The organism is Lysinibacillus sp. RS11 (assembly GCF_042019215.1).
GTDB classification, from domain to species: domain Bacteria; phylum Bacillota; class Bacilli; order Bacillales_A; family Planococcaceae; genus Lysinibacillus; species Lysinibacillus xylanilyticus_A.
Genome location: NZ_CP168124.1, coordinates 842885 through 866351 on the forward strand (window position 1 = coordinate 842885; position 23467 = coordinate 866351).

Consider the following 23467-nt stretch of genomic DNA (forward strand, 5'->3'; position numbering starts at 1 on the left):
TTTAGTGAAACAAGGATTTATATCGTATACATAAATAAACCGAATAACGTTCCCAAATGGAAGTTTGGAAACACACCAAAAAGCCACAAATGTTGTTACATCAACGTTTCGTGGCTTTTCTTATGAACATTCTTTATACAGCTTTTTATACAGGAAGCACAAACACTTGATACATCAATATTTCCACGTTTATGGCTTACCGTTTAGTGTACATAAAATCGTGTATATTTCTTAACGTTGTAAATCCGCATTTTCCTGGTGCTACCCCAACAAGGGTTTATCCTTAATCGATCGTTACTGCCTAATTCCGTTGTTATGTAAATCCAAACTGTATGGGAATGTATACGGTTTTTACTTAACACGGATTTAACATGCATCGGTATATACTGATAGCATCTAATCGATAGGAGGATTTTAATTATGAAAAAAATATTAGCAATTACTACATTTACACTAGGGTTATCTGTTGTTACAGGTTCTGCGCTGGCTGCGAACAATGATCTTGGAACTACTAATTCCAGTGACAATGAACTTGTTAACTTAGAAGAAATGGCTACAGAAAAAGGAATCACTGTAGATAAACTACTTGATCAACTTGAACAAGAAGGCAAGGTGACAAAAGGTGTTGAATTAACAGAGGCCATGCAAGTAGAAACAAACACTGAGGCTGCGAACAATGACATTTCTAGTGACAATGAACTTGCTAACTTAGAAGAAATGGCTACAGAAAAAGGAATCACTGTAGATGAACTACTTGATCAACTTGAACAAGAAGGCAAGGTGACAAAAGCTGTTGAATTAACAGAGGCTAAGCAAATAGAAACAAGCACTAAATAATATATAGTAACTGGAGCTGTCACAAGAGGATACTTCTGCTAAGAGGAGCTTTTGCAACGGCTTTTTACTTGTAAGGTGTCGAATTTAAAAGGCCGTAATGAATAAGGGTTTATTCTTTATCGTTACTGCCTAATCCGTGTAGCGTTAGCTTAATAACAGGACTGTCTATAGATAGTCTTTTTTTCCTTATCGATGTAAATCCGCATTTACCTGACGTTATCCCTTTAGGTATTACTTATAAAAAAGATTTCTTTTTCCTCCAATCCAAAAACAAACTTTTTGGGGGACCGCATACGTCTTACTTATGTAGAGACAAAAATGAATAAATGGAGGTTTAGAAAAAGAAGAAGCATTACGTAAAGAAAATTCCTCATTTAGCATTGGCAGGTTTAATTTGTGCAGTTGGAATCGGGGCACCACAAGGTTCGTTGGCAAAACAGGCAACTTCAGATCAAAAAGTGGTGGCTCAGCAATCCGAAAAAACGTTGCCAAAAGTTTATGATTTTTAAACTTATTGGAATGAAATTTTAATAAATTTTCTACTTTTTTCTTTAATGAAAGTTCATCATATAAGTCTTTAGAAAAATTAAAATGGCGATTTTTTTATATTATCTCTCCCGAATTCTGTACAATGGTCGTTTTTGTTTCAATTAATGCTTTTTGCTTATTATATCTCATGTATTTGGTTTGAACTTTAGATGTAATAGTATTAAAGGTTAGAAAGCGTTGCGTTATTAATACAAAAACAATAAAAAATCATATTTTTACCATATTAATTTTATTGACTCAGAATTGAGATTATTATATTCTAAGTAGCTGAAAGTGGATTTCATAGATAGAGGGAATTATCAGCATGGTTAAAATTTATTATTCTTTCAGATGTGTTGATTAGGAGAAAATAGTTTTATTATTGAGCGATAAATGGATCTTGTTGCTATTTTGCTAATATATTTCTATTTTAACTGATTGTAGCGTAGGGCCATTAGACTCCCGCAGGAAAGTGAGTAGCCCGTAGCAGACATCAGCCTTTTCGAATTAATTCGAATGTATAAAAATGGTTAATCAACACGCCTGTTATTCTTTTTTGTTTTGTTGTTCAATTTTTATTTATACCCTAAAAATAGAAAGAGAGGGTTATTGAATTCAGTAATTAATAGATAAAATAAAACTTTTATAATATTACATTTGTTTGTTTTGAAGAGTATTAGTATTTGGAGATGTTTAAAATGACACAATTTAAGAGAACTTTCTTGAACAAAAAATTTGTAGCTATCGGTTTTGCCTTCACTATTTTATTTGCATGTCCCATAGATTTTAATCTATCAAATATTGAGAGATTTGGACCGAATATAGCTAGTGCAGCAACTACAACAACCTATACGACAACTGATAATTTAAATATCCGTACGGGGCCTTCTACCACTAATAAAATTATAACAACTGCTAAAAAGGGAACGCAGTTAACGGTTACAGGGAAAGCTTCTAATGGGTGGTTAAAAGTTAGCGTGAAAGGTCAAACAGGTTATGTCAGCAGTCAATATGTGAAAGTAACCAATTCTACAGGTAATGCTGTTAAAAAGCCTGAAAATAAATCTAATGTAGCAGTTACAACCTATACAGCAACTGATAATTTAAATATCCGTACCGGCCCTTCTACCGCTAATAAAATAATAACAACGGTTAAAAAGGGAACGCAGTTAACGGTTACTGGGAAAGCTTCCAATGGGTGGTTAAAGGTTAGCATAAAAGGTCAAACAGGTTATGTCAGCAGTCAATATGTAAAAATAAGCAATTCTTCATCTGATACTATTCATGTTGTTACACAGCCTGAAAGTATTTCAGTATTAGTTAATAAAAAAAATAAGCTCCCAGAAAATTATGTACCAAAAGACTTAGTATATACTTCAATACCCTTTATTTTTAAAGAAAAGACAGAAAAAAGAAAAATGCGAAATGAAGCATCTATAGCCATTGGCAAACTATTTGCCGATGCTAAGAAACAAGGAGTGAGTCTTCTTGGTGTATCTGCATACAGATCACATGCGACACAAGTTACCCTATTTAATAATTATGTAAAAAGGGATGGTTATGACAAAGCCATCACGTATAGTGCATTACCTGGAACAAGTGAGCATGAAACAGGTCTTGCCATTGATGTTACAGGAGGGAATGGTAAATGTGCGGCACAGGATTGTTTTGGCGGTACTAAAGAAGCAAAATGGCTGAAATCACATGCAGCTGATTATGGATTTATCATTCGTTATCCTCAAGGAAAAGAGTCTATTACTGGTTATCAATACGAGCCATGGCATCTTCGATATGTAGGAAAATCAATAGCCCAAACTATTATGGGTAAAGGAATTACTCTTGAAGAGTATTATTCCAAATCTAGTACTAAATAAGTTAGTTTATGATGTTTTAAAATAAGAGTTTACAAAGATAAGATTAAGTTGCAACTTTACACGGAGAGGTGGGCAAGCTCCGTGTAAAGTTGCATTTTTTTGCAAAATACATGTAATTATTTATCAGAATATTCAGTTTAATACACCGACCTTTGTTTTTAAAACCACAAGTGGTTCGGAATTCGTGGGCTGCATTTGCGGAAAAACGGCTTTGCATCATAAAAGCATTGTTTAACTTATCCGTCATTTCATTAAAAGATTGCGTTAGCTCCGCTATTTCATCATTGGTAGGTGGAATGTCCATCGTTTCCAAGAAAAACGCACATTCTACAGAAGAATTGATGCACTCATTAACGTTTTTGAAAAGCAAACACAGCGATTATCCGAGCTTGTATTCACCCTTTTAGATATGACAAATATGAATGATGGATTTGAGAATGGAACCATCTGCTTGAAGGATGTTTTTGGAGATATTGTTTCTGAACTATCTCATATCGCTGATGAAAAAGAGGTTAAACTATATTGGGATTGCGATAATAGTGTTGTTTGCGGAAATACAGATTTACTTTATCGAGCGTTTTATAACATTGTTGAAAATGGTATTAAATACAATATTGACGGCGGGAAGGTAATGATTAATGTCAAATCTGATAATAAGAAGATAATGGTTAAAATTAAAGACACGGGAATTGGTATCCCTGATGAGGAAAAAAAGAATATATTTGAGCGTTTTTACCGAGTGGATAAATCACGCTCTCGTAAATTGGGTGGATCAGGCTTGGGACTTTCCATTGTGCAAAGTATCATAGCCAAGCACAACGGAACTATCGTTGTTACTGACAACGAAAACTGCGGTACTTGTTTAGAAATTACACTTGGTATATAAAAAATGAAAAAGACTTTGAATGGCAGTTTACCCTGTTTATTTAAAGCTTTTTTTTTACAAATTTTCAAGAAGTATTTCTCTTAACAAGGATTTAACATGGATTGTTATACACTCGTAACATCTAATAGAAAGGATGCAGGCAACCAACCTGATTCAATTTAATTACAGTATTCATTTATGGTAGAGGCTAAAAATATTTTAGGAGGAATTTAATATGAAGAAAACATTAACAATTGCTACACTTATGCTGGGGTTATCTGTTGTTGCAGGATCTGCCTATGCTGCGAGCAACGACATGTGGGAAACTACTAAATCTAGTGAACCTGTCAATTTAGAAAAAATGGCTAAAGAAAAAGGAATGACGTTAGATGAGCTAATTGCTCAGCTTGAAAAAGAGGGCAAGCTGACAAAAGCTGCTGAAACAATTGAGGCTACTAAATCAGCGGAAAACTCAAAATCTAATGAACCTGTCAATTTAGAAAAAATGGCTAAAGAAAAAGGAATGACGTTAGATGAGCTAATTGCTCAGCTTGAAAAAGAGGGCAAGCTGACAAAAGCTGCCGAAACAACTGAGGCTACTAAATCAGCGGAAAACTCAAAATCTAATGAACCTGTCAATTTAGAAAAAATGGCTAAAGAAAAAGGAATGACGTTAGATGAGCTAATTGCTCAGCTTGAAAAAGAGGGCAAGCTGACAAAAGCTGTCGAAACAACTGAGGCTACTAAATCAGCGGAAAACTCAAAATCTAATGAACCTGTCAATTTAGAAAAAATGGCTAAAGAAAAAGGAATGACGTTAGATGAGCTAATTGCTCAGCTTGAAAAAGAAGGAAAGCTGACAAAAGCTGCAAAAGTAACAGACGCCAAGCAAGTAGAAACAAGCAATAAGTAATATATAGAGTGTCATAAAAAAACTTTTTAGGGGACCTCATACGTCTTACTTATGTAGAAACAAAAATGAATAAATGGAGGTTTAGAAAATGAAGAAGCAATACGTAAAGAAAATTTCTTATTTAGCATTGGCAGGTTTAATTTGTGCAGTTGGAATTGGGGCGCCACAAGTTTCGATGGCAAAACAGGCAGCTTCAGATCCAAAAGTGGTGGCTCAGCAATCCGAAAAAACGTTGCCAAAAGTAGAAATTGGTCAAAAATTTAGAGTACCCGAACTTAAACTTAAGGAAAATACGTATGTACTCGACTGCAAAGTGTCCGATATTGACGGTAATTCAGTTAAAGACAATGTGATATTGGTGGGTACAAAAGAAAAGATTGATGGAAAACTAGATGCGTATGCGAATGATTTATCCATCATCGTGCAGGAGGGAAAAACTAAAAGATACATAAAATATGATTGGATGTTCAAAGGGACGGATGGAAAATTGTATGGGGAATCTGCCCGAGAACCAAAGTTGATTATTAGTGACTATACAGGCAACAAAGTCAACGATATTATCGTAACGGCCCCTCAAGGAGGAAATGGTGGTTACGTGGATCATCTGATCTTAACTTGGGAAGGAAAGAAACTCAAAAATGTTTTGGCGGATAACCAAGAACTATATACGAATTCTCAGGCAAACTTCATTTTTAAATTGCCTGTTTCATGGAACGGACATTACAAAACAAGCCAATATTCAGGTAAAAATGCAAATCAAATCATGCCATCGGCTAAGCATGTCGTGCAGTTCGATTATACTACCGAAAATGGAAAAGATACTGAGATGCTGCTGATGATCTCCGTATTTTCCAAAAATGATTGGAGTCGCCTCTCCAGCGAAGAAGGCCCGCCTGTAGGGAGCGTCATTACGAAAGCCAACGGCATGGTGTATGTGTATACAGTACCGCAGTCCAATCCGTTTGCTCCCCAGTCGAAAGACGGCAAGCTGTTTGACCAACTGTACGGTGATTTGAATATTAATAAATCTTTCAAACTGCTAAATTAGGTCTTTGTAGATTTAAGATCCCGATAGAATTCCTATGAAACGAAAAATTTGATCTTTGCAAAAAAAAAGCGCCTCGGTACGATAGAGTTGCATACGAGGTCGATACCTCAAAAGCCAACCATCCAGGAGGATGTTCTACGATGAAGTTTAAATCGTAGGACAAGAAAAACAACTCATTGAAAACATTTCCTCAATGCATCTAGTTGTCGGTGTAGACATTGCCGAGGAGGCTCATGGGCGCTATTGTAGAATAAAACTTAGATTTTAAAACGACGTTATTATTATATTTTTTAGTAGAGTGGGGTATCTTACATCAAAAATTAAACAACAAAATCACTACAACAATTAAATCAATCTAATGTTGCAGTATTTAAAAGGAGCTTATATCAATTATTTGTACATTAAAGTCTATTTCTTAAACTTCTAAGCAATAAAAGATATAGGTTGTTTTCTAAAAGATTGTTGCTATTCAACGGAGCAATTTAGTTTAATAAGGTGTTTGTTTTATCATTAAACGTTAGAACACACATTTTATAAGGTATTGCATTTCCAACTTTATTTGTCCTATACATGTATTTTTAATTATAAAATACATACCCATACCGTGGAATACTAAAGAAATAATTATAATTAATATTGTCACTTCTGTTTTCGAATAAAAAAGATGGAGGCTGGGACAAAAAGAAAAAATGTTAGATCGATTGCAATTGGTCTAACATTTTTTGATTTAGGAAGGAATATTCTACTCATTGAAGCGAAAAAGTTATTATCTGTTTTCGCTATTTTTCAAAGTTCTGTCCCAGCCTCGGTTTTTTTATTGGAAAATTCACTTTGGAGATTGTGAAGAAATGTACTTAAACTAACGGTGCAGGTTAATTTAACAAGCGTAATGTCTTCGAACTGTGCAATATTAAAATGTATACCCACTTACATTATTTGGTTTATAATGATAAAAAGGGAGTGTTTTTTAATTGAATGTTAAAAATGTAAGTACATCCATTTTTGAAGATATTATTATTACTAATTTGACAGGTTACATAACTCTTGCTGATGTAAACACATGGTTTAATTCATTTGAAAAAACGTGCTATTCATTTATTAAACAAGACAAAAAGTTTAAGTTGTTAGTTAATCGTAAAGGTTATACTCCAGAGCATTATTCTGTACAAAAATTGTGGAAAGATAAATTATTCTCTAATAATATATTAGAGAACTCTATTGCAGTCGCTTTTTTATTAGAAGAAGGGGATATTCTAATTCATCTTGAAAAGTCTAATACTAAAGGCAATGTAATGTTCTCCAGTAACTATAATCAATTAATTGACTGGCTTACTAATTATAAATAATGGATTTCTAATCCTGTTTTTCTAGTAGAAAACTTTTCAATTCACAGTTTGTTTTAGCACAACAAAATGTTATAGAACTCTCATGAAAGAACGTAATCATCTTTCATTTTCTGTGGAGTAGCGCTGGTTTTTGCGCTACATGGATGGCTAACGGGGTGCTTTACTTGAAGACCATAGAGCTGCTTAGACAGCTCTTTTTTCTTATTGAACTAACGGACAGTTTAGTTGAATAAGAAGGAGTAGAAGGTTACTTTAAACAGATATCCTAAAGTGAAACTATAAATTTCATAACGAGTTAATTTCATAATTCTAATCCCTTTAGCATCAGGGGTTCTGAAACAATAAAAAACGGGCACCTCCCCAAATTCGGTATAATGATAGCGACGAAACTAACATACTGAATGAGGTGAATGCCCTATGACTATTGTAAAGCAAATGAGCCTATTTGACATCCAAGAATTATTGGAAATGGAAAGTTCCCGTCGTTTTGATGCGATTTTTGCCACTTTCGACGTACAACCTATTTTTCAGTTATTTTTAAAAAGGACATTGCGTGGTGCCCCACGTGAACTAAACTATGGTGCGATGATCCAATCACTGATTATTCGCATTGTCGAGCGTATTCCAACGATTAAGGATTTAATCAAACGTTTGGTCAATGACCCTTTATTCCGCTTAGATTGTGGTTTTCTTGTTTCAGATGTTGTGCCTTCTGAAGCGTCTTATTCGCGTATGATCGACGTCATTAGTCAATCAGATGTCCTCGATTGCATGCAAGATACATTGATTGAAACAGCCTTTATAGAAGGGTTTCTTTGTGATGAGCACCTCGCGATTGATGCCACGCATTTCGAATCACGCGATGCAGCGAAACCTTCTGAGAAAAAAGAACCTACACCACTTAAAAAACGAGGACGGAAATCAAAAAAAGAACGCGATGCTTGGCTGACGAAACAAGTAGAAATCAAAGCCAATCAGTCAACTTATGAAAAAGAAATCAAGGACCAACTCGACACACCGCTGGAGACACTGTGGCAAGATGCGCCCATCGAACCGAATTGGGGCATCAAAAAGAACAGTGACGGCAAAAATACGTTTTGGTTTGGCTTTAAAGGTCATCTCGCCGTGACAACAAAAGGGCAATATATCGTTGGACGCCTTATGACATCTGCCAATTTGTCAGATAGTAAAGCCGCGATTCCTCTTTTAAAGAAAGTAGAAAACCAATTTCCTGAACATTTCACGACCGCTATATTCGATGCAGGGTATGATTATGAACCAATTTACCGTCAACTACATAAGTATCAAATGCGTGCAGTCATTCCCTATAATGTCCGCAATGAAGGCGAATATCTTGGATTTGATGAGAATTTCAGACCGACTTGTGTACGTGAACATAGCTACCGTTACGACAGCTTCGATGAAAAGTACCGTACACTAAAATTCACAAGACCAAAGCAATGTGCAACCTGTCCGTTACGTGATGATTCCCTCTGTCAGAAAGGTTTCAAAATCAAATGTGACACGGATTTACGAAAATTCACTTATCCAGCACGAGGCTCCGAACTATGGAAGCAACTTTATAAGGAACGTACAGCCGTTGAACGTGTAAATGCATACCTAAAGCAATATTTTCAGTTAAACAATGTCCGTCACAGAACAGGAAGAAAAGCTAAACTACATTTCAACCTGGTGACGTTTATTTATAATGCCTGCAAGTTAGCGGTGGATCGTCTGAATGCTTTTTCACAAGTACAAATTCAAGCAGCATAATTTTTAAAAACGCAAGTTTTCTTAATAGGAGTAGTCTAGGCTTTTGAAAAATATGATTTATGAAATTGATTCAACTATATTGAATTAATTACTTATTTTTTTCAAGTTCTTCGATACGTTTTTCTAATTTTTTAATTTTTTTTCATTAATACCCGTGATGACGAAAGCTGCCATTGCTATAGAAATGGTGAATATAGATGAAGAATCCATTGTAATACCTCCAAATTTTTCTAATTAAAATTATATGATAAAGTACTTAATGGAACAATGTGTATCATTAAAATTCAATATGACCTAACTGAACAATATGAGGAATTTAATAAATATGATGTGATCCGCTTTTCATTGCGAATTTCTAAGATTTTGTGAAGAATCACACTTAAACTATCGGGGGTGAACTTTGAACTGTTAAGACAACTCTTTTTTTAATAAACTAACGGGGCATTTAGTGAAAGAAGGAATCACCAAAATAAAATCAAATTTTAAGTTAATGAGGGGTGCCGATGAGAAAAGCTGAAATACGTCCTTGGACAGAGGATTGGGTAACACAATTTTATAAAGAAGAAATTATACTTAAAGATATTTTTAAAGATGAATTGCTTGAAATTCATCATATAGGGAGTACAGCTATACCGACAATTGGTTTTGCTAAACCAATTGTAGACATCTTAGTTATTGTGAATGATATTGAGAAAGTTGATTTATACAACGAAAAAATGTCTTCAATAGGGTATGACCCTAGAGGTGAAAATGGCATACCAGGTAGAAGGTATTTTCCGAAGAATAAGGAAAGAAGAACCCACCACGTACATATCTATCAAGAGGGAAATGAAAATATTAGGATACATTTAGATTTCAAGGAATACTTAATTAATAATCCAGAGGACGCAAGAAGTTACGGGGATTTAAAAATAAAATTAGCAAAACAGTTTCCAAATGATATTTATAAGTATCAAGAAGGTAAAGAATTTTTTGTTAACGAATTAGTAAAAAAAGCTATAAACTGGAGTTTAAAAAGAACCTCTTGTTGAACTAACGGGTGCGATTTAGTCAAAAGGAGCAATGTCTTTTAAGACACTGCTCCTTTTACATTTAAAAACACTTCTGATAATACTCTTTCCTTAGCCTCCCGCTTAATTGAGCGTAGATCCTAGTTGTTTCGCTTTTCTCATGCCCCATAAGACTTTGTATGACTTCTATTGGAGCTCCATTGTTCAACAAATGAGTTGCATAGCTGTGTCTAAGTTGGTGTGGATGAATTTCTTTATTGATTTCAGCACGATTTGATATCCGCTTGATGATGTATCGCATTTGGGCAACACTCATTTTATGTGGCTGCCTTACTGTCACAAAGATGGCAGGATTATTGTCAGTACGGTTTTCAATATATCGTTTAAGCCATATGTCACAACGCGTATTAAAATAAACCTCCCTTTCTTTATCACCTTTTCCTCTAACGATTGCGGATTGATTGGACCAATTAATATGGTTCTTTTCTAACGCAACTATTTCTCCAATTCGGCAACCAGTAGAAAACATGAATTCGAAAATTGCTTTTTCCATTGCGGAATGACAGGATTCACGAAGGTGTTCAATCTCCCGTTCGGTTAAATACTTGGGTATACGCTTTCCTACTTTCGGTTCTTTAATTTTGGAAGTTGGATTCTTACTCAGGTATCCTTCTTCATGAGACCAACGAAAAAATGATTTCATAAAGCGGATACGGTGTGCAAGACTGGCTGGTTTTAAGTGCTTGCCGGATATAGCAAGATACTCCTTCAGTTGATTAGTGTCAAGCAATTCCATCTCTATATCCTTAAAATAACCAATTAATAGAAAAGACTGTAACTGGTAGGCCTTCAGCGTTTGTGGCGAAAAGCCCTCTATTCGTTTATCAGCTTCAAACAAAGTCCATGCTTTTGACAGTAACAATTCCATTCCCCCTAAAGTAGTAATATAAAAGGGATTATTGCCAACTTAATAGAATTCTAAACATAAGGAGTGATTTTACTAACGGAGCAGGTTAGTTGAATAAGAAGGGGTATATTAACCTCGTAATTGAAACAAAAGTACGAAACACAATGATAGTTATGTAAAAAAGCTCGGACGATTATCCGAGCTTTGAGGTCAATACTTTCGATTGAATAGTTTTGGGTAATTAATTACTAAACCATCACTATCGACTTTGATCATAGACTCGAATGAACCGCTTTTATAATGGAACATTCGATAATCATTTCCCACATCAATAAGTGTGTAGATTTGCTCTACTTTCTTAATGTTCAGTTCAGGGATTGTAATAAAAACCATTTTGAAAATCTGAGGTTCATTTATTATCCATTTTGTCCGATTAATTGGCAATGAGTTTGTAAAAGGGGTACAGGAAATATCGATATCTATTGCTCCGTAAAGTTCTTTAATTTCGTTCCCTTTTTGGTCAAACCATTGTAGATCAGAATTAGTTTCAATATAAAGAGATTTTTTTTTGTTAGGTATTTCAATATTAAGATTTTTAATGAACCAATCATTTATTTCTATATTGTAGTCGATTTTATAAGGAATACCATTTTCCGTAGAAATAACTGTACTGTTTACTTTCGACAAAGTATCTGAGGTAATAATTTCTAAAAATTCCGTACCAAAGGACTTTAGGTTTTCCCATATTGCAACCTTGTTCATAATCTATCAACGCCTTTACTAATATAATAAAAAATTTTATCAAAAAAACATAGAATTGGATATATTTAAAAAAAGCACAAAAAGCAATATAATACTCTTGTTACATAATCGGGCGAAATTCCGTATCAGGAATGGTGCTCTTTTTTATGCTAAGGTTCAGATTGTGGAAAAACACACTTGAAATATAATAGAAAGAATGGTACTTAAAGTAACGGACAGTTTAGTTAAAGAAGGAAATTTTTAAGTGAATGGCGAATTGTTTCGATAGAATATATTACCAAATAAGGAAGTTGTGATAAAGAAGTTGGAGGTGATTTTTTTGAAGAAGGTTATTATTGGGCTATGTATAGTTGTAACTGGATTTATCCTCTTTATCGCACAAGATGAATTTGAAGGGAACGATACTGCAAATGGTATTGAAAAAATGTTTTCTGGTCAAATTTTTGATGTTGCACAAGAGAAATTTACTGTACACTCTATGGGATTAAGCCCAGAAGAAAACGTCCTTACAGTTAGAATTGGAAAAACACAATACAAAGAACAAACAGAGGAATACTTTAGAGACATTTTAGATTCTCTTGATATGGAAAGTTATAAACTTGAGGTAGTCAATGTTGATTTAATAACAGGAGCTTTACTTGAAGAACAATGAGTTGCATATGCAGCTCTTTTTTCTTGTTGTGCTAATGGGGCAGAAGAGTTGCAATGTATAATCTATAATAAATAAAAAAAGATGGGGGTGTGTATTTGAACGTAAAGAAAATTTTTTACACCATTTTAATCGTCATAGTTTGCCTTGTTGGTTTAATAAAAGGGAAAGACTTGTATGATGAATATAGGGATTATTCTTCAAATGAAATATTAGGTTTTGAAAATGGGAATTTAAGCTCAGAAAATGCATCCGTAGCAATTAGAACAACGGACCAGACACCCAAAAGGGAAAATCCATTACCAACAGCTTCAGACATTTTAATTTCAAAAGAAATAGAGCAAGAGCTTATAAATAGTTTTAAAAATGCAACATTTAAAAAGTACAATGGAGCTACCTTTAAATATCAATATTATGTAAGCTTCACTGTTGATTCATTGAGTTCATTTTGGCTAAATATAGACGATGGCGTAGTTTATGTAAACCACAATACGAAAAACTATGTTTTCGAGGACGATAACAACTTTTTAAACATTTTTAAAGAAGCTGTAAAATAAAGAAAACAGCCTTTTATAAACAATCCAATGAATGGAAAAGTTTGTGAATAAATGTACTAAAACGGGAGCCATTATTGCAATAAGGATTTCAAAAATAATCAAATTTTTTTATAAAGAAGTTAATTGCCACATGAAACTTAAGCCAAGAAAAAGGCATAACATTAAAGCCTTTCTTTGGCATGCTTGCTATAAGATATACCTAGTGTTAATCCACTCGCTACATAACCTTCTCTCGCATTCCTCGCTATACCCTCACACATATCTAACAGTAGCTATTAACATGAAAATCCTTCATAAACATTTGACCTTTACTTAATCGATTAGATAGATATGGCTAATCGAAATTGGAAAGGTCAGTATCACATTTATAACCACTTAACAAAAGATCAAACTCCCTCAATCTATATAAACTATAACTTGAAGAAAAAGAAATGTACTTAGAAAACGATTTCCATGACTAAGCACATCCAACCTTAAGAAACGATGAATGAAACTATTTTACCGATTCGTCAATTGGTTATTTAGGTATTTATAATCATTAAATGTGATTGAAGATAAATATATTAACATAATTTTAGTAGTTTTATATTGACAATGATAATCATTCTCTCTATAGTAAACTACGTTATAATTTCATATTATTTTTGGAAAGAAGGCAATTTTTATTAAAACACGTAGAATCATCTCAAAAATTCATTTATGGCTTAGTATGCTAGCGGGAATTTTTATAGTACTGATTGGCTTAACAGGAAGTTTGCTAGTCTTTGAACCTGAACTAAACAACTTGCTGCATCCTAATTTGTATAAAGTAACAGAAGGAGAAAAAGTTACATACCAGCAAGCCATAGAAGTTGTATCAGAAGCATATCCAAATGGTCAAATTGACCGTGTATACACGCCAAGTGAACCTAAAGCTAGAGGAGTTTACCTATTCCGTCTTAAAGAAGGCGAAGAACAAAAAAAGATATTCGTCGATCCAGGAACAGGAAACATAAATGGAACATTAGGGGATCAAGCATTATTTAGTCTAATAGCGGAGTTTCACGAAAAGCTGCTATTAAAAGATTTCAATGGTGAGCAAATCATCGGTATAATCGGATTTATTTTCTTCTTCATTACATTATCAGGATTATATTTATGGTGGCCGGGGATAAAAAAATTGGCACGTGGGTTTACTTTAAGACGAAATGCCAACCCTTTTATACGACAATATGATTTACATAAAGTCATTGGTGGAGTGTCCATTCCGTTTTTATTGGTTGTTTCGTTAACAGGAGCCCTTTTTGTATATGATGAAGTGATTTTTGGTTGGTTTGGTGCAAAAGCAAAGGTGATGCCTCCAGAAGAGCAGCTTATTTCAACAGCCCTTCCTAGTGGTAAGCTTCCACTTGATGAATTGATAAGTATGGCTGAAAAAGAAGTACCTCAGGGAACAGTTATGCAAATTCGAATGCCTGGAGAGGCGGAAAAAGGAACTCCAGAAGGCGCAGTAGAATTTCGTCTCAGCGATTCATTCGATCCAGGGAATGGAAATGTAAAAGTCTGGTTAGATCAGTATAGTGGAAAAGTAGTGGGCAAGTTAGATCCACATGTTGATAGTGGACTTGTGTATCAAACATGGCACCTTCCATTACATACAGGTAGTTTTGGTGGTTTATTTACTAAAATTTTGTATGCTATCGGCGGTCTTACGCCATCTGTATTGATGTTCACAGGTGTCTATATGTGGTGGTATAAGAAAAAGAACAAGAATAAACGGAAACAGAAAATCGACTCGAAAGTCGTAGCATAAACACACGGCGATGAGAAATCTCTTAACTTGGAGAGTTTCGAAGATGTTGTTTATTCAATAAATATTGATAGTTGATACGTTTGTAAACAGGAAAAAGCCCTTAATGAAAAAAGGGCTTTTTCCTATTTTTTGTAGCTTTGAAGAAAGTTCCGATGATAAATATTACAATCCTATTGAAGTAATGGGGACACTAATCCAAGAAGGATTCGAACTACCTGAAGCATACATTGCTTTTTGCGAGAGGGTATTGCTATCATAAGCTATATTATTCGTTTGAGGCTGGGCTATAAGTATATTTTCAAAGCAAAATTTAAAAATTTTACATAAGAAAAGCGCAAGAAATCAACGTTTCAAAATTGATTTCTTGCGCTTTTTAAGGTTTTGACCAGTTATGTCCCGGCCTCTATGAAATCATCATGCAATTTTGTGCAACTGCTTACATCGATGTTGCTTAAATCCTTCCAACAAAATGATAGAATGCATGAATGATTTCCCTTCTTTCTGTAGGTACCGTTCATTGTTACAGATAAATATAATTAACTATTAATATTCAGAAAGGAGGTAGGAGTCAGGTTTGTATTTTGAAGAAATTGCAATCGTTTTATTTGCAGGGAGGTGCTTGATGACAATTGACTAGTAGTAATCATTTAAGTCCATGACATTGTTACCCGAAAGGCTTTCATGTATTTTTCCATGTGATGATGGTATCCACATAGGAATGCTCATTCGTTAATTATCGGATATGAAACTTTATACTAAGCAAATAAGGAGTGATCGTTTTTGAAAAAAAAGTTTAGTTATTTTCTTATATTTTTGCTGTTGTGTTCAAGTTTTGTGGGGAGCCAATCAGTTTTCGCTTCTGAAAGCGCTCTCAAAGCCGATTTAATTTTTAAAAACGGTTTTGTGTATACAGTAGATGAAAATCGAAGTATGGCAAAAGCAGTTGCTATAAAGGATGGAGAAATTGTTTATGTTGGTGACAATGAAGGCGTGAAAGCTTTCAAAGGAACCGACACGAAAGTGATTGACATAAAGGATAAAATGCTGATACCTGGAATTATCGACTCCCACAGTCATATGTACGCTAAATCGGAAGAACTTTTTTGGTTAGATCTTAATCCGTACAAAACAATGAAAAAGTATTCAAAATCAATTAAGGAGTTCCGTAAAAAAAATCCTAACTTAGAACAATTACGCGGTGTTGGCTGGAATAAGAGCTTAGTCAAAAAAGAGAGTGAAAGTAGAAAATTAGCTCCTAAAAAATTGCTTGATGAAGTCGCTTCCGATATACCTGTTGTCATGATTGATAACGACCATCATACGATTTGGGTTAACTCAAAAGCCCTTGAATTAGCAGGAATTGATAAAGATACTCCTAACCCACAAGGAGGAGTTATTGAACGCGACCCTGTAACTGGAGAACCGACTGGAATTATACGCGAATTTACTGGTATTGCCCTTTTGGTTGAAGGTCTTCCAGAACCTTACTTTACAGTAGAACAAAATAAAATGGGAATTCTTGCTTTTCAGGAAATGGCTGCTGAAAGAGGGACAACCTCTGTTTTCGTCCCCCTTGCTGGAGAATCGCCACACGAAACTTTGCTGGATGCATTAAAAGAATTAGAAAAAGAGGGTAAATTGACTCTGCGATACGAAATCGCGTTATGGGTAAATGAATCGAAAGGTCCAGAGCAAGTTGAGAGATTTAAAAAATTACGTGATGGACATCAAGGAAGGTTGTATAATGCAAATTCCGTGAAAATATTTGCAGATGGCGAAGACTTTAAATCGACTTGGGAGCAAGATCATTTAGAGAAGGTTGTAGCTGCTGCGGATAAAGAGGGTTTTAGATTTTTTGTTCACGCTTTTGGTCCTGGGGTGAACGCGTCTCTAGATGCGTTTGAAAAGGCAGCTGCACAAAATGGAAAAAGGGATTCTCGACATGTGATTACTCATCTGCCTAATCCTAGTGATGAAGAATTGCAACGGATGAAGGAATTAGGTGTAATACCATCTCCACAGCCTGGTTCTTACTGGGGAGTTACACGAATGAAAAGTTATTTTGATATGGGAATTCCAGTTTCCGCATCGAGTGACTTTCCTGTAAATGATTTCTGGCCTATGGATGGCATTCAAGGAGGTATGATAGCAAAGGATGAGGAAGGGAAACTTATACCCGAAGAAAGTGCCTCTCTTGAACAAATGATTACTAGCTATACATTAAATGGCGCCCATTTATTGTTCAAAGAAGATGAAATTGGATCTATTGAGGTAGGTAAGAAAGCAGATCTAGTTGTTTTAGAGAAAAATCTCTTCGAAATTCCAGTTGAGGAGATTAACGATACGAAGATCTTAATGACTTTCTTTGAGGGGCAAGAGGTGTTCCGTCATCCTTCATTTGATTCTGGTACAAAACCACCAGGCAAAATAAATTCTGTTAAAGGACCTCTTCAAAGGTTAGCAGAGTAAAAGAATCTAAGGATACCCTTTAATCAAATAAGGATATTACTAAATTGACCAGAATGATGTCATTATAGGTAAGTAACTGGCAGTTATAGCTGTGCGTGCTTTGGTCCTTATTAATGGACAGTTTAATACAAGATAGATCTGTAGCTTATGCTACAAGCAGGGTGACTTCGGTATTTTTCAGGGATAATAAAAAATTTTTAAATTTGTAATGATTATAGACCACTTTTTGTTCGATTTTGAACAGGAAGTGGCCTATTGCTTTGTTCTATTTATTTTTTTCCTTTTAACTGTGTATTGATTCATTAAAGAATGCAATTATCGCTTCTGAAATAATTACGTCACTGATTGATGGTAATCAGCTAACAGATTTAATTTTTAAATAATGGGGAGAAGGAATGAAGAATTCTTTGTTACAAAAAAAAATATTTGGATTTCTTTGAAGAATAAAAACCTGAGTAAGCCACTATTCGGTGAACCTTAACGTAAGTAAGTGTGGTTCATAATTTCACAGAAATAAAAATCGTCGTAATAATTATAGTAGATTTTCATTTATTAAAGACGCGATAGGTTGTGTTCTTTTTTGTTAAGTGAATGAAAGTAGTTGTATCTGACGGTAGATTTTATACTGAAGAAAAGGGAGTTGAAAATATGTATTCAATTGGTCAATTTGCGAAAAAAACCGGGCTAACTTTACGAGCGTTACCGCGCGAAACCTTGAGTTTTCACGCAAGTTCGCTCTTATTTTTGTAATTCCAACTTTTAAGTAGTCTTGAAGTTCTACACGTTGAAACTGTGTAAGGCGAGGTTTCTTATTTCGTTCAAGCATCGTACTCGAAATCCCTTTTTATTGGTTGGTCTAGGAACCTCCTAATAAACGATTTCGCGTACGATGTTTTTATTATTCTAAAGTGTTCAACTCGATTCTACTATTCGCCAATAAATAAATTAGTGAAATTAGTGAAAATACTATTCAGATTATTGAAGGTTACATTCGTACCGACGAAGTAGAGGAAACGACGTTTATTATCCTTAATTTATCAACTAAAGAAACCAACCCAACCTATCAACCAGTGCCAAGCTTTAATCGGCAATTACCGATTATGAGTCCGTTTTAAGCGACGATAAAAAGAGCCAAATCTGACCAATCAAAAGTTAAAGTCGGCTCTTTTTATTCATGTCCTCATATTTAAATAATATCTTTTATCGTAAATCTTCGAACGCCAACAAAAGTAAAGATCATAACAAATAAGAAACTTAACAAATAAAATCCACTGAACTGAAGGAAAGTTTGCAAGCCTTCTAAATGAATTGGATCCATTGCAAATCCTGGTTGCGCGAATGGCCATATATACGGAATATTTAAGTAATGAAATATCATTCCGATACACGTTAAACCAAAACTTATTCCAACTGGAATTGCAAAACTTTTTATTGATGACGAAAGAGATAATTGTAGAGCAGCAATTGAAAATGTGCCAATCCATCCATTAAATGACCAATTTAATAATGAAAGCCAAGGGATAGGACTTGTAATACCTAGTAGCTTACCAATTACGATATATGCAATTAAAAAAAATATTTGAGTCAAGAAAGTTAACAAAAAGATGACTAATAGCTTTGCAAGGTAGACGTTTCGAAATGGAACGGGTAAAGAGATAATTTTTTTCCAATTTCCTTCACTATGTTCAAAGCGGCATACAAATGCACAATAAATGCTTACTATGACAGGAAATAAAAATAATCCATAGATTAAACCAACTTGTGTCCAAGCTTGCTCCCACTCATTTGTTGAGCTGTCCATTAAGACATCATAGTTTACTCGAAAGTTTATGAGTCCAAGCGTAATACAAAAAAGCGGAAGGAGTGTCATTACAATCCATATTTTAGAACGTTTTAATTTTATTAGTTCACATCGAAATGAGTTTAATAACATATTTGCATCCTCCTAATGAATATCTTTGTGTGAAAAATGAACAGTGCTAAGAATGATAAGTAATAAACTAACTCCTAAACTTAACGAAAGACTCATCATGACTTCTTGGTTTGGGAAAAATACTATTTTTCCATTGGAAAACGCCCAAGAGATAGGATTTGTCATTGAGGAATAAGTCCAAATTATCCATGCTTTCCAAGGAAACATCTGCCCGAAATATCCGAGAAATGAGCCTATTACGCCTGCTGTTAAAGCAAATACTTGATTTTTCACGATCAAAGATATCCAGAGTTGCAAAATAACCATAGGAATACATCCTATAATGGTAAAAAGACCGTATTTCAGCAATAAAATTACTGGGACTCCACTTTCAAAATTGAAGATTTTTCCTATTACTATAAGTGCAGAAATAGAAATTACACCTGCATAGATAAGAAAAACGATACTAAAAATAATTTTAGACATATATACTTGCTGTCTTGATGTGGGAATTGCACACAATAGCTTCCATGTATTCCCTTTGTTTTCAAAATCAATTATTCGGGAAGTAATGATTGCAATCATTATAGGTAAAAATAAAGCATTTATCATACTTACTCTTGAAAGAAGCGATTCCCAATTTAGAAATTCCTTTTTTTCTTGTGACACAATGGCAAATAACCAAAGTAATGCCAATGACTGTATTAAAAATACTACTAAAAGTAATTTCTTCCTTTTATATTTCAATAATTCACTTTTTAAGGTAGCGATCATTTATAGAACACCACCTTTTTCCGTTAAATTTAGAAATATTTCTTCCAACGTATGTTTTTCTTCTTCAATCCGATACACTGATAAATTTTGCTGGACTAATAAATGATTTATGTGGGAAATAAAGTGATCTTCTTGTTGATGCGTAATAAGATAATCACCATCTATTCTAAGATGAATTTGATGCTGTTCTAAAAGCTGATGTGCTCTTACTACGTCATTTACACGTATCTTCATTAATGCCTGACTTTTTTGACGTAATACTTCAATTTTATCTTGAAAAATAAGCTGTCCACTGTTAATAATGCCTACTTGTGTTGCAATTTGATCCATCTCATTTAACAAGTGGCTAGAAATAATAATGCTCATACCATATTGCTTTGGTAGTTGTTTGATGAGCTCACGGATTTCTTGAATTCCGGCAGGGTCTAACCCGTTTGTAGGTTCATCTAAAATTAATAATTTGGGATTTCCAAGTAGCGCCATTGCTATGCCAAGACGTTGCTTCATGCCAAGTGAGTACTGTTTAACTAGTTTATCTTTTTGTTTCTCTAATCGGACGATACGCAATACCTCGTCAATATTCTTTTTCGGTACTTGTAACATTTGCCGAATTACTTCTAGGTTTTCATAACCTGTTAAGTGTCCATAATAAGATGGTGATTCAACAAGAGAACCAACATCTCTTAAAATATCTAATCGATTTGTTTTCAAATCTTTATTGAATATTTTAATATTACCGGTAGTCGGCTTTATTAATCCTAGTAACATTCTAATTGTCGTCGTTTTTCCAGCTCCATTTGGTCCTAGAAATCCATAAATTTCACCTTCACGGACTCTCATATGTAGCTGACTCACACTATTTCCAGCCCCATATGACTTTGTCAGATTTTCTGTTTCAACAATATAAGTTCCCATTATCGGCACCTCTTTTTTGATTAAGCTATCAATTATTATGAAAGCTCTTGCTTAATCCTCAATTGAGATGACCTTAAGTTTCGCTTAATTTTCTTCTAATGGAAGCTGAAATGTAATTTTAGTACCGTCTCCTTTGCTGCTTTCAACTACAATTTCTCCACTATGAGCTACAATGATTTCCTTTACTATCGCCATTCCTAAACCTGAACTATTTTTTGGATCAGTATTTGTACCACGGTAATAGCGATCAAAAATATGTGGTAATTCATTTTTATTTATTCCGTCACCATTGTCCTCAATTGTAACTATGGCGTGTGTGGACGTTTGTTTTATATGAACTTGTATGAATGTGTCAATATCAGTATGAATGAGTGCATTATTCAATAAGTTTACTAGTACACGATGAATTAATCCCTGATCTGCTTTTATAAGTAGTTGTTTCAGAGAGCATTCAAACTCAATCAGCTGATTTTTATAATAAGGCATATTCATAAATTCAATAATCGTTTCTCGAGTAAGATCTACAATATCTACTGTAGTTTTTTCGATAGGCAACAACGCATTCTTTAATTGATACGTTAGTTTTAAATCATTAACTAGTTTTTCAATATAAATGGCTTTATTTTGAATTACATCAGCATATTTATACATTTCTTGTGCCGTTATTTTATAGTCTTGATTCGCTATAACTTCACTATAACCTTTAATAGAAGAAAGTGGCGTCTTTAAATCATGAGAGATGTTGACAATCCATTCTTCTCGCATTGTATCTATCTTTTTTCTTTGAACATTAATATCCTCTAATTGATGTGATAACTGATTCAGATTTGCATATACCTCTGCATAAATCCCTTTTTTTGCGGATACTTGTTGATAGTGACCTTGTTTTAGTCTATTAATATGGTCAATTATCGTAACAACAGGATTTGACATATACCTTGCCACAATATAAGCAAATAATAAAATGCAAAGGACTGTTACGCCTAGTAACATTAAAATCCCAAATGGATAGAGGCTAGATAAATTACTGAAGTTCAAATAGACAGATTTTCGTAATGCTTGTTTCGACGGAAAAGCGACAATATAACTTTCAGCGTGTGTACTGTTATCTAATTTAGCCACAAACGTTGTATAATCTCCAACAGCGTATTTATAGCGGAAAATCAGCTCACTAGGGGAATAGTGGGTAGGTGTATTTTCTGGTTTATACATTTGAAATACTTCATCGCTATGATGATTTAATACTTGTAACCATGCGCCATGCTCTTGTAAAAATTTTTTACCTGTATTCGTTATAGAAACATTTTCATCTTCTACAATTATTTCTTTTCGAAAATCCACTACTAAGCCTTCTGGATCGTCCATTCCTTCAGGGTTATAAGAAAATACTAAATAACTAAAAGCAAAAAATAGAGCGATTAGGATAAACATAGTTAATCCAATTAATGATGCGATATAGAGCCCTGTGACTTTCCACTTCATCTAAGTTCACCTTTTGTATGAAGTTTATATCCTAGTCCCCTTACTGTTACAAGATAAAGTGGTTTGGAAGGATTATCTTCAATTTTTTCTCTTAAATGCCTCATATGCACCATCAGAATATTATCATTGCCTAAGTATGATTCTCCCCAGATAGCTTCGTATAATCGGGCTTTACTGAAAATTTGATTTGGATTCTTTACTAAAAATAGTAAGATGTTAAATTCTTTTGCTGTTAAAGTTAGTAATGTATCCCCCTTCAACACTGTCCCTTGTGCTTCATCAATCGTAACGTCTCCAAACTGATATATAGACTGAACCTTTTCTTGATATTGATTACGTCTAAAAAACGCTTTCATCTTATATGCTACTTCTTTTGGACTAAAAGGTTTTGTAATATAATCATCGCCACCTATACTTAATCCAAGTATTTTATCTAAATCTTCATTTTTCGCCGATAAGAAAAATATTGGAACGAATGTAAACTGTCGAATTTGCTGACAAACAGTAAATCCATCTATATCTGGAAGCATAATATCTAATAAAATAAGATCTGGCTGTATTTGCCTACACATCCGTACGCCATCTTCTCCTGTTGTATACGTATAAATATGTTGAAATCCCTCTTTCCTTAAAACATCCTCTAGCAAATTCAAAATTTCTTCTTCATCATCTACTATAAGAATTTTCTTTGTATGAAGATCCGGTATATTATGTATCATTTATTGCACCTCAATATCTTTCTAATATTACTTTTAATAATTAATGTACCATTTTCATTCCACAGTAGAATAGTAATTTGAGGTTTTTCTTACCAATTGTAGGGAAGAATTATTATTTTCCGATATACCTAAATGATCTATCACTTTACAAAGGGAAATGTCCAGCTATTAATAGTAGAGATTAGACATAGTGTAAAAATACACAAAGATGAATGGATGGATTCAAATGGTACAATTATTGCAGGCAATAAATCTGTGTGTTTAAAAGGTATTTACTTCCAAGTACGATTCATTTAAAATAAATAAATAAACGTTTATTTATTTATTTTCATTCA

The 23467-nt window shown here is 34.0% G+C and carries 20 protein-coding genes and 1 pseudogene; 14 read left to right on the plus strand and 7 right to left on the minus strand.

The annotated features are described in order from the left end of the window. Positions 1-420 precede the first annotated feature (420 nt). The 9 genes and pseudogenes from AB9L17_RS04145 to AB9L17_RS04180 all read left to right on the plus strand — a co-directional run bounded on the left by AB9L17_RS04145 (position 421) and on the right by AB9L17_RS04180 (position 10215). On the plus strand, positions 421-837 hold the full coding sequence (locus tag AB9L17_RS04145; protein ID WP_068983421.1) for a hypothetical protein: 417 nt from the start codon (positions 421-423) through the stop codon (positions 835-837). Positions 838-2063: 1226 nt separating this feature from the next. Next, positions 2064-2375 (plus strand): annotated as a pseudogene (locus tag AB9L17_RS25365) (SH3 domain-containing protein); the annotation flags it as partial. Positions 2376-2378: 3 nt separating this feature from the next. Next, positions 2379-3239, plus strand: a complete 861-nt coding sequence (locus AB9L17_RS04150) for a D-alanyl-D-alanine carboxypeptidase family protein (protein WP_422655646.1) — start codon at positions 2379-2381, stop codon at positions 3237-3239. Between the two features lie 418 nt (positions 3240-3657). Beyond that, positions 3658-4125: a sensor histidine kinase gene (locus AB9L17_RS04155; protein ID WP_175401666.1), complete on the plus strand. Its 468-nt coding sequence runs from the start codon at positions 3658-3660 to the stop codon at positions 4123-4125. A gap of 214 nt (positions 4126-4339) precedes the next feature. Beyond that, the gene (locus AB9L17_RS04160; RefSeq protein ID WP_223552868.1) at positions 4340-5017 is read left to right on the plus strand and encodes a hypothetical protein; all 678 of its coding nucleotides are present in this window, start codon (positions 4340-4342) and stop codon (positions 5015-5017) included. An 88-nt stretch (positions 5018-5105) separates the two neighbouring features. Beyond that, positions 5106-6065 carry a hypothetical protein gene (locus tag AB9L17_RS04165; RefSeq protein WP_223552867.1) on the plus strand — a complete coding sequence of 320 codons (960 nt, stop codon included), beginning with the start codon at positions 5106-5108 and terminating at the stop codon, positions 6063-6065. Between the two features lie 971 nt (positions 6066-7036). Beyond that, the gene (locus AB9L17_RS04170; protein ID WP_223552866.1) at positions 7037-7411 is read left to right on the plus strand and encodes an STAS/SEC14 domain-containing protein; all 375 of its coding nucleotides are present in this window, start codon (positions 7037-7039) and stop codon (positions 7409-7411) included. A gap of 417 nt (positions 7412-7828) precedes the next feature. After that, a complete protein-coding gene (locus AB9L17_RS04175) occupies positions 7829-9184 on the plus strand; it encodes a transposase (RefSeq protein ID WP_375199215.1) in 1356 nt (451 codons plus the stop codon). A gap of 503 nt (positions 9185-9687) precedes the next feature. Next, a complete protein-coding gene (locus tag AB9L17_RS04180) occupies positions 9688-10215 on the plus strand; it encodes a GrpB family protein (protein ID WP_068983416.1) in 528 nt (175 codons plus the stop codon). Positions 10216-10276: 61 nt separating this feature from the next. Here AB9L17_RS04180 and xerA read toward each other — a convergent pair whose 3' ends face one another. Together xerA and AB9L17_RS04190 are read right to left on the minus strand one after the other, a co-directional pair. Then, complete coding sequence (gene xerA / locus AB9L17_RS04185) at positions 10277-11116, minus strand: site-specific tyrosine recombinase/integron integrase (protein ID WP_068983415.1); 840 nt, start codon at positions 11114-11116, stop codon at positions 10277-10279. 195 nt (positions 11117-11311) lie between these two features. Further along, a complete protein-coding gene (locus AB9L17_RS04190; protein WP_068983414.1) occupies positions 11312-11863 on the minus strand; it encodes a putative glycolipid-binding domain-containing protein in 552 nt (183 codons plus the stop codon). A 319-nt stretch (positions 11864-12182) separates the two neighbouring features. Here AB9L17_RS04190 and AB9L17_RS04195 point away from each other — a divergent pair, with 319 nt between their 5' ends. From AB9L17_RS04195 to AB9L17_RS04215, 5 genes are all read left to right on the plus strand, one after another. After that, a complete protein-coding gene (locus AB9L17_RS04195; RefSeq protein WP_068983413.1) occupies positions 12183-12515 on the plus strand; it encodes a hypothetical protein in 333 nt (110 codons plus the stop codon). Between the two features lie 95 nt (positions 12516-12610). Further along, positions 12611-13069: a hypothetical protein gene (locus tag AB9L17_RS04200; RefSeq protein WP_068983412.1), complete on the plus strand. Its 459-nt coding sequence runs from the start codon at positions 12611-12613 to the stop codon at positions 13067-13069. 691 nt (positions 13070-13760) lie between these two features. After that, the gene (locus AB9L17_RS04205; protein ID WP_375200754.1) at positions 13761-14861 is read left to right on the plus strand and encodes a PepSY-associated TM helix domain-containing protein; all 1101 of its coding nucleotides are present in this window, start codon (positions 13761-13763) and stop codon (positions 14859-14861) included. Positions 14862-14964: 103 nt separating this feature from the next. Continuing rightward, positions 14965-15120: a hypothetical protein gene (locus AB9L17_RS04210; protein WP_175401665.1), complete on the plus strand. Its 156-nt coding sequence runs from the start codon at positions 14965-14967 to the stop codon at positions 15118-15120. 521 nt (positions 15121-15641) lie between these two features. Then, positions 15642-17330 carry an amidohydrolase gene (locus tag AB9L17_RS04215; RefSeq protein ID WP_223552865.1) on the plus strand — a complete coding sequence of 563 codons (1689 nt, stop codon included), beginning with the start codon at positions 15642-15644 and terminating at the stop codon, positions 17328-17330. Positions 17331-18516: 1186 nt separating this feature from the next. Here the strand turns inward: AB9L17_RS04215 and AB9L17_RS04220 are convergent. The 5 genes from AB9L17_RS04220 to AB9L17_RS04240 all read right to left on the minus strand — a co-directional run bounded on the left by AB9L17_RS04220 (position 18517) and on the right by AB9L17_RS04240 (position 23132). After that, complete coding sequence (locus tag AB9L17_RS04220; protein ID WP_068983408.1) at positions 18517-19263, minus strand: ABC transporter permease; 747 nt, start codon at positions 19261-19263, stop codon at positions 18517-18519. Between the two features lie 12 nt (positions 19264-19275). Further along, entirely contained in the window at positions 19276-20016 is a 741-nt protein-coding gene (locus AB9L17_RS04225; RefSeq protein ID WP_068983407.1) for an ABC transporter permease, read from the minus strand. After that, positions 20017-20931, minus strand: a complete 915-nt coding sequence (locus AB9L17_RS04230; protein ID WP_068983406.1) for an ABC transporter ATP-binding protein — start codon at positions 20929-20931, stop codon at positions 20017-20019. Positions 20932-21015: 84 nt separating this feature from the next. Then, positions 21016-22413: a sensor histidine kinase gene (locus tag AB9L17_RS04235; protein ID WP_375200131.1), complete on the minus strand. Its 1398-nt coding sequence runs from the start codon at positions 22411-22413 to the stop codon at positions 21016-21018. Further along, complete coding sequence (locus tag AB9L17_RS04240; RefSeq protein WP_068983404.1) at positions 22410-23132, minus strand: response regulator transcription factor; 723 nt, start codon at positions 23130-23132, stop codon at positions 22410-22412. The genes AB9L17_RS04235 and AB9L17_RS04240 overlap by 4 nt, the downstream gene beginning before the upstream one ends. Between the last annotated feature and the right edge of the window lie 335 nt (positions 23133-23467).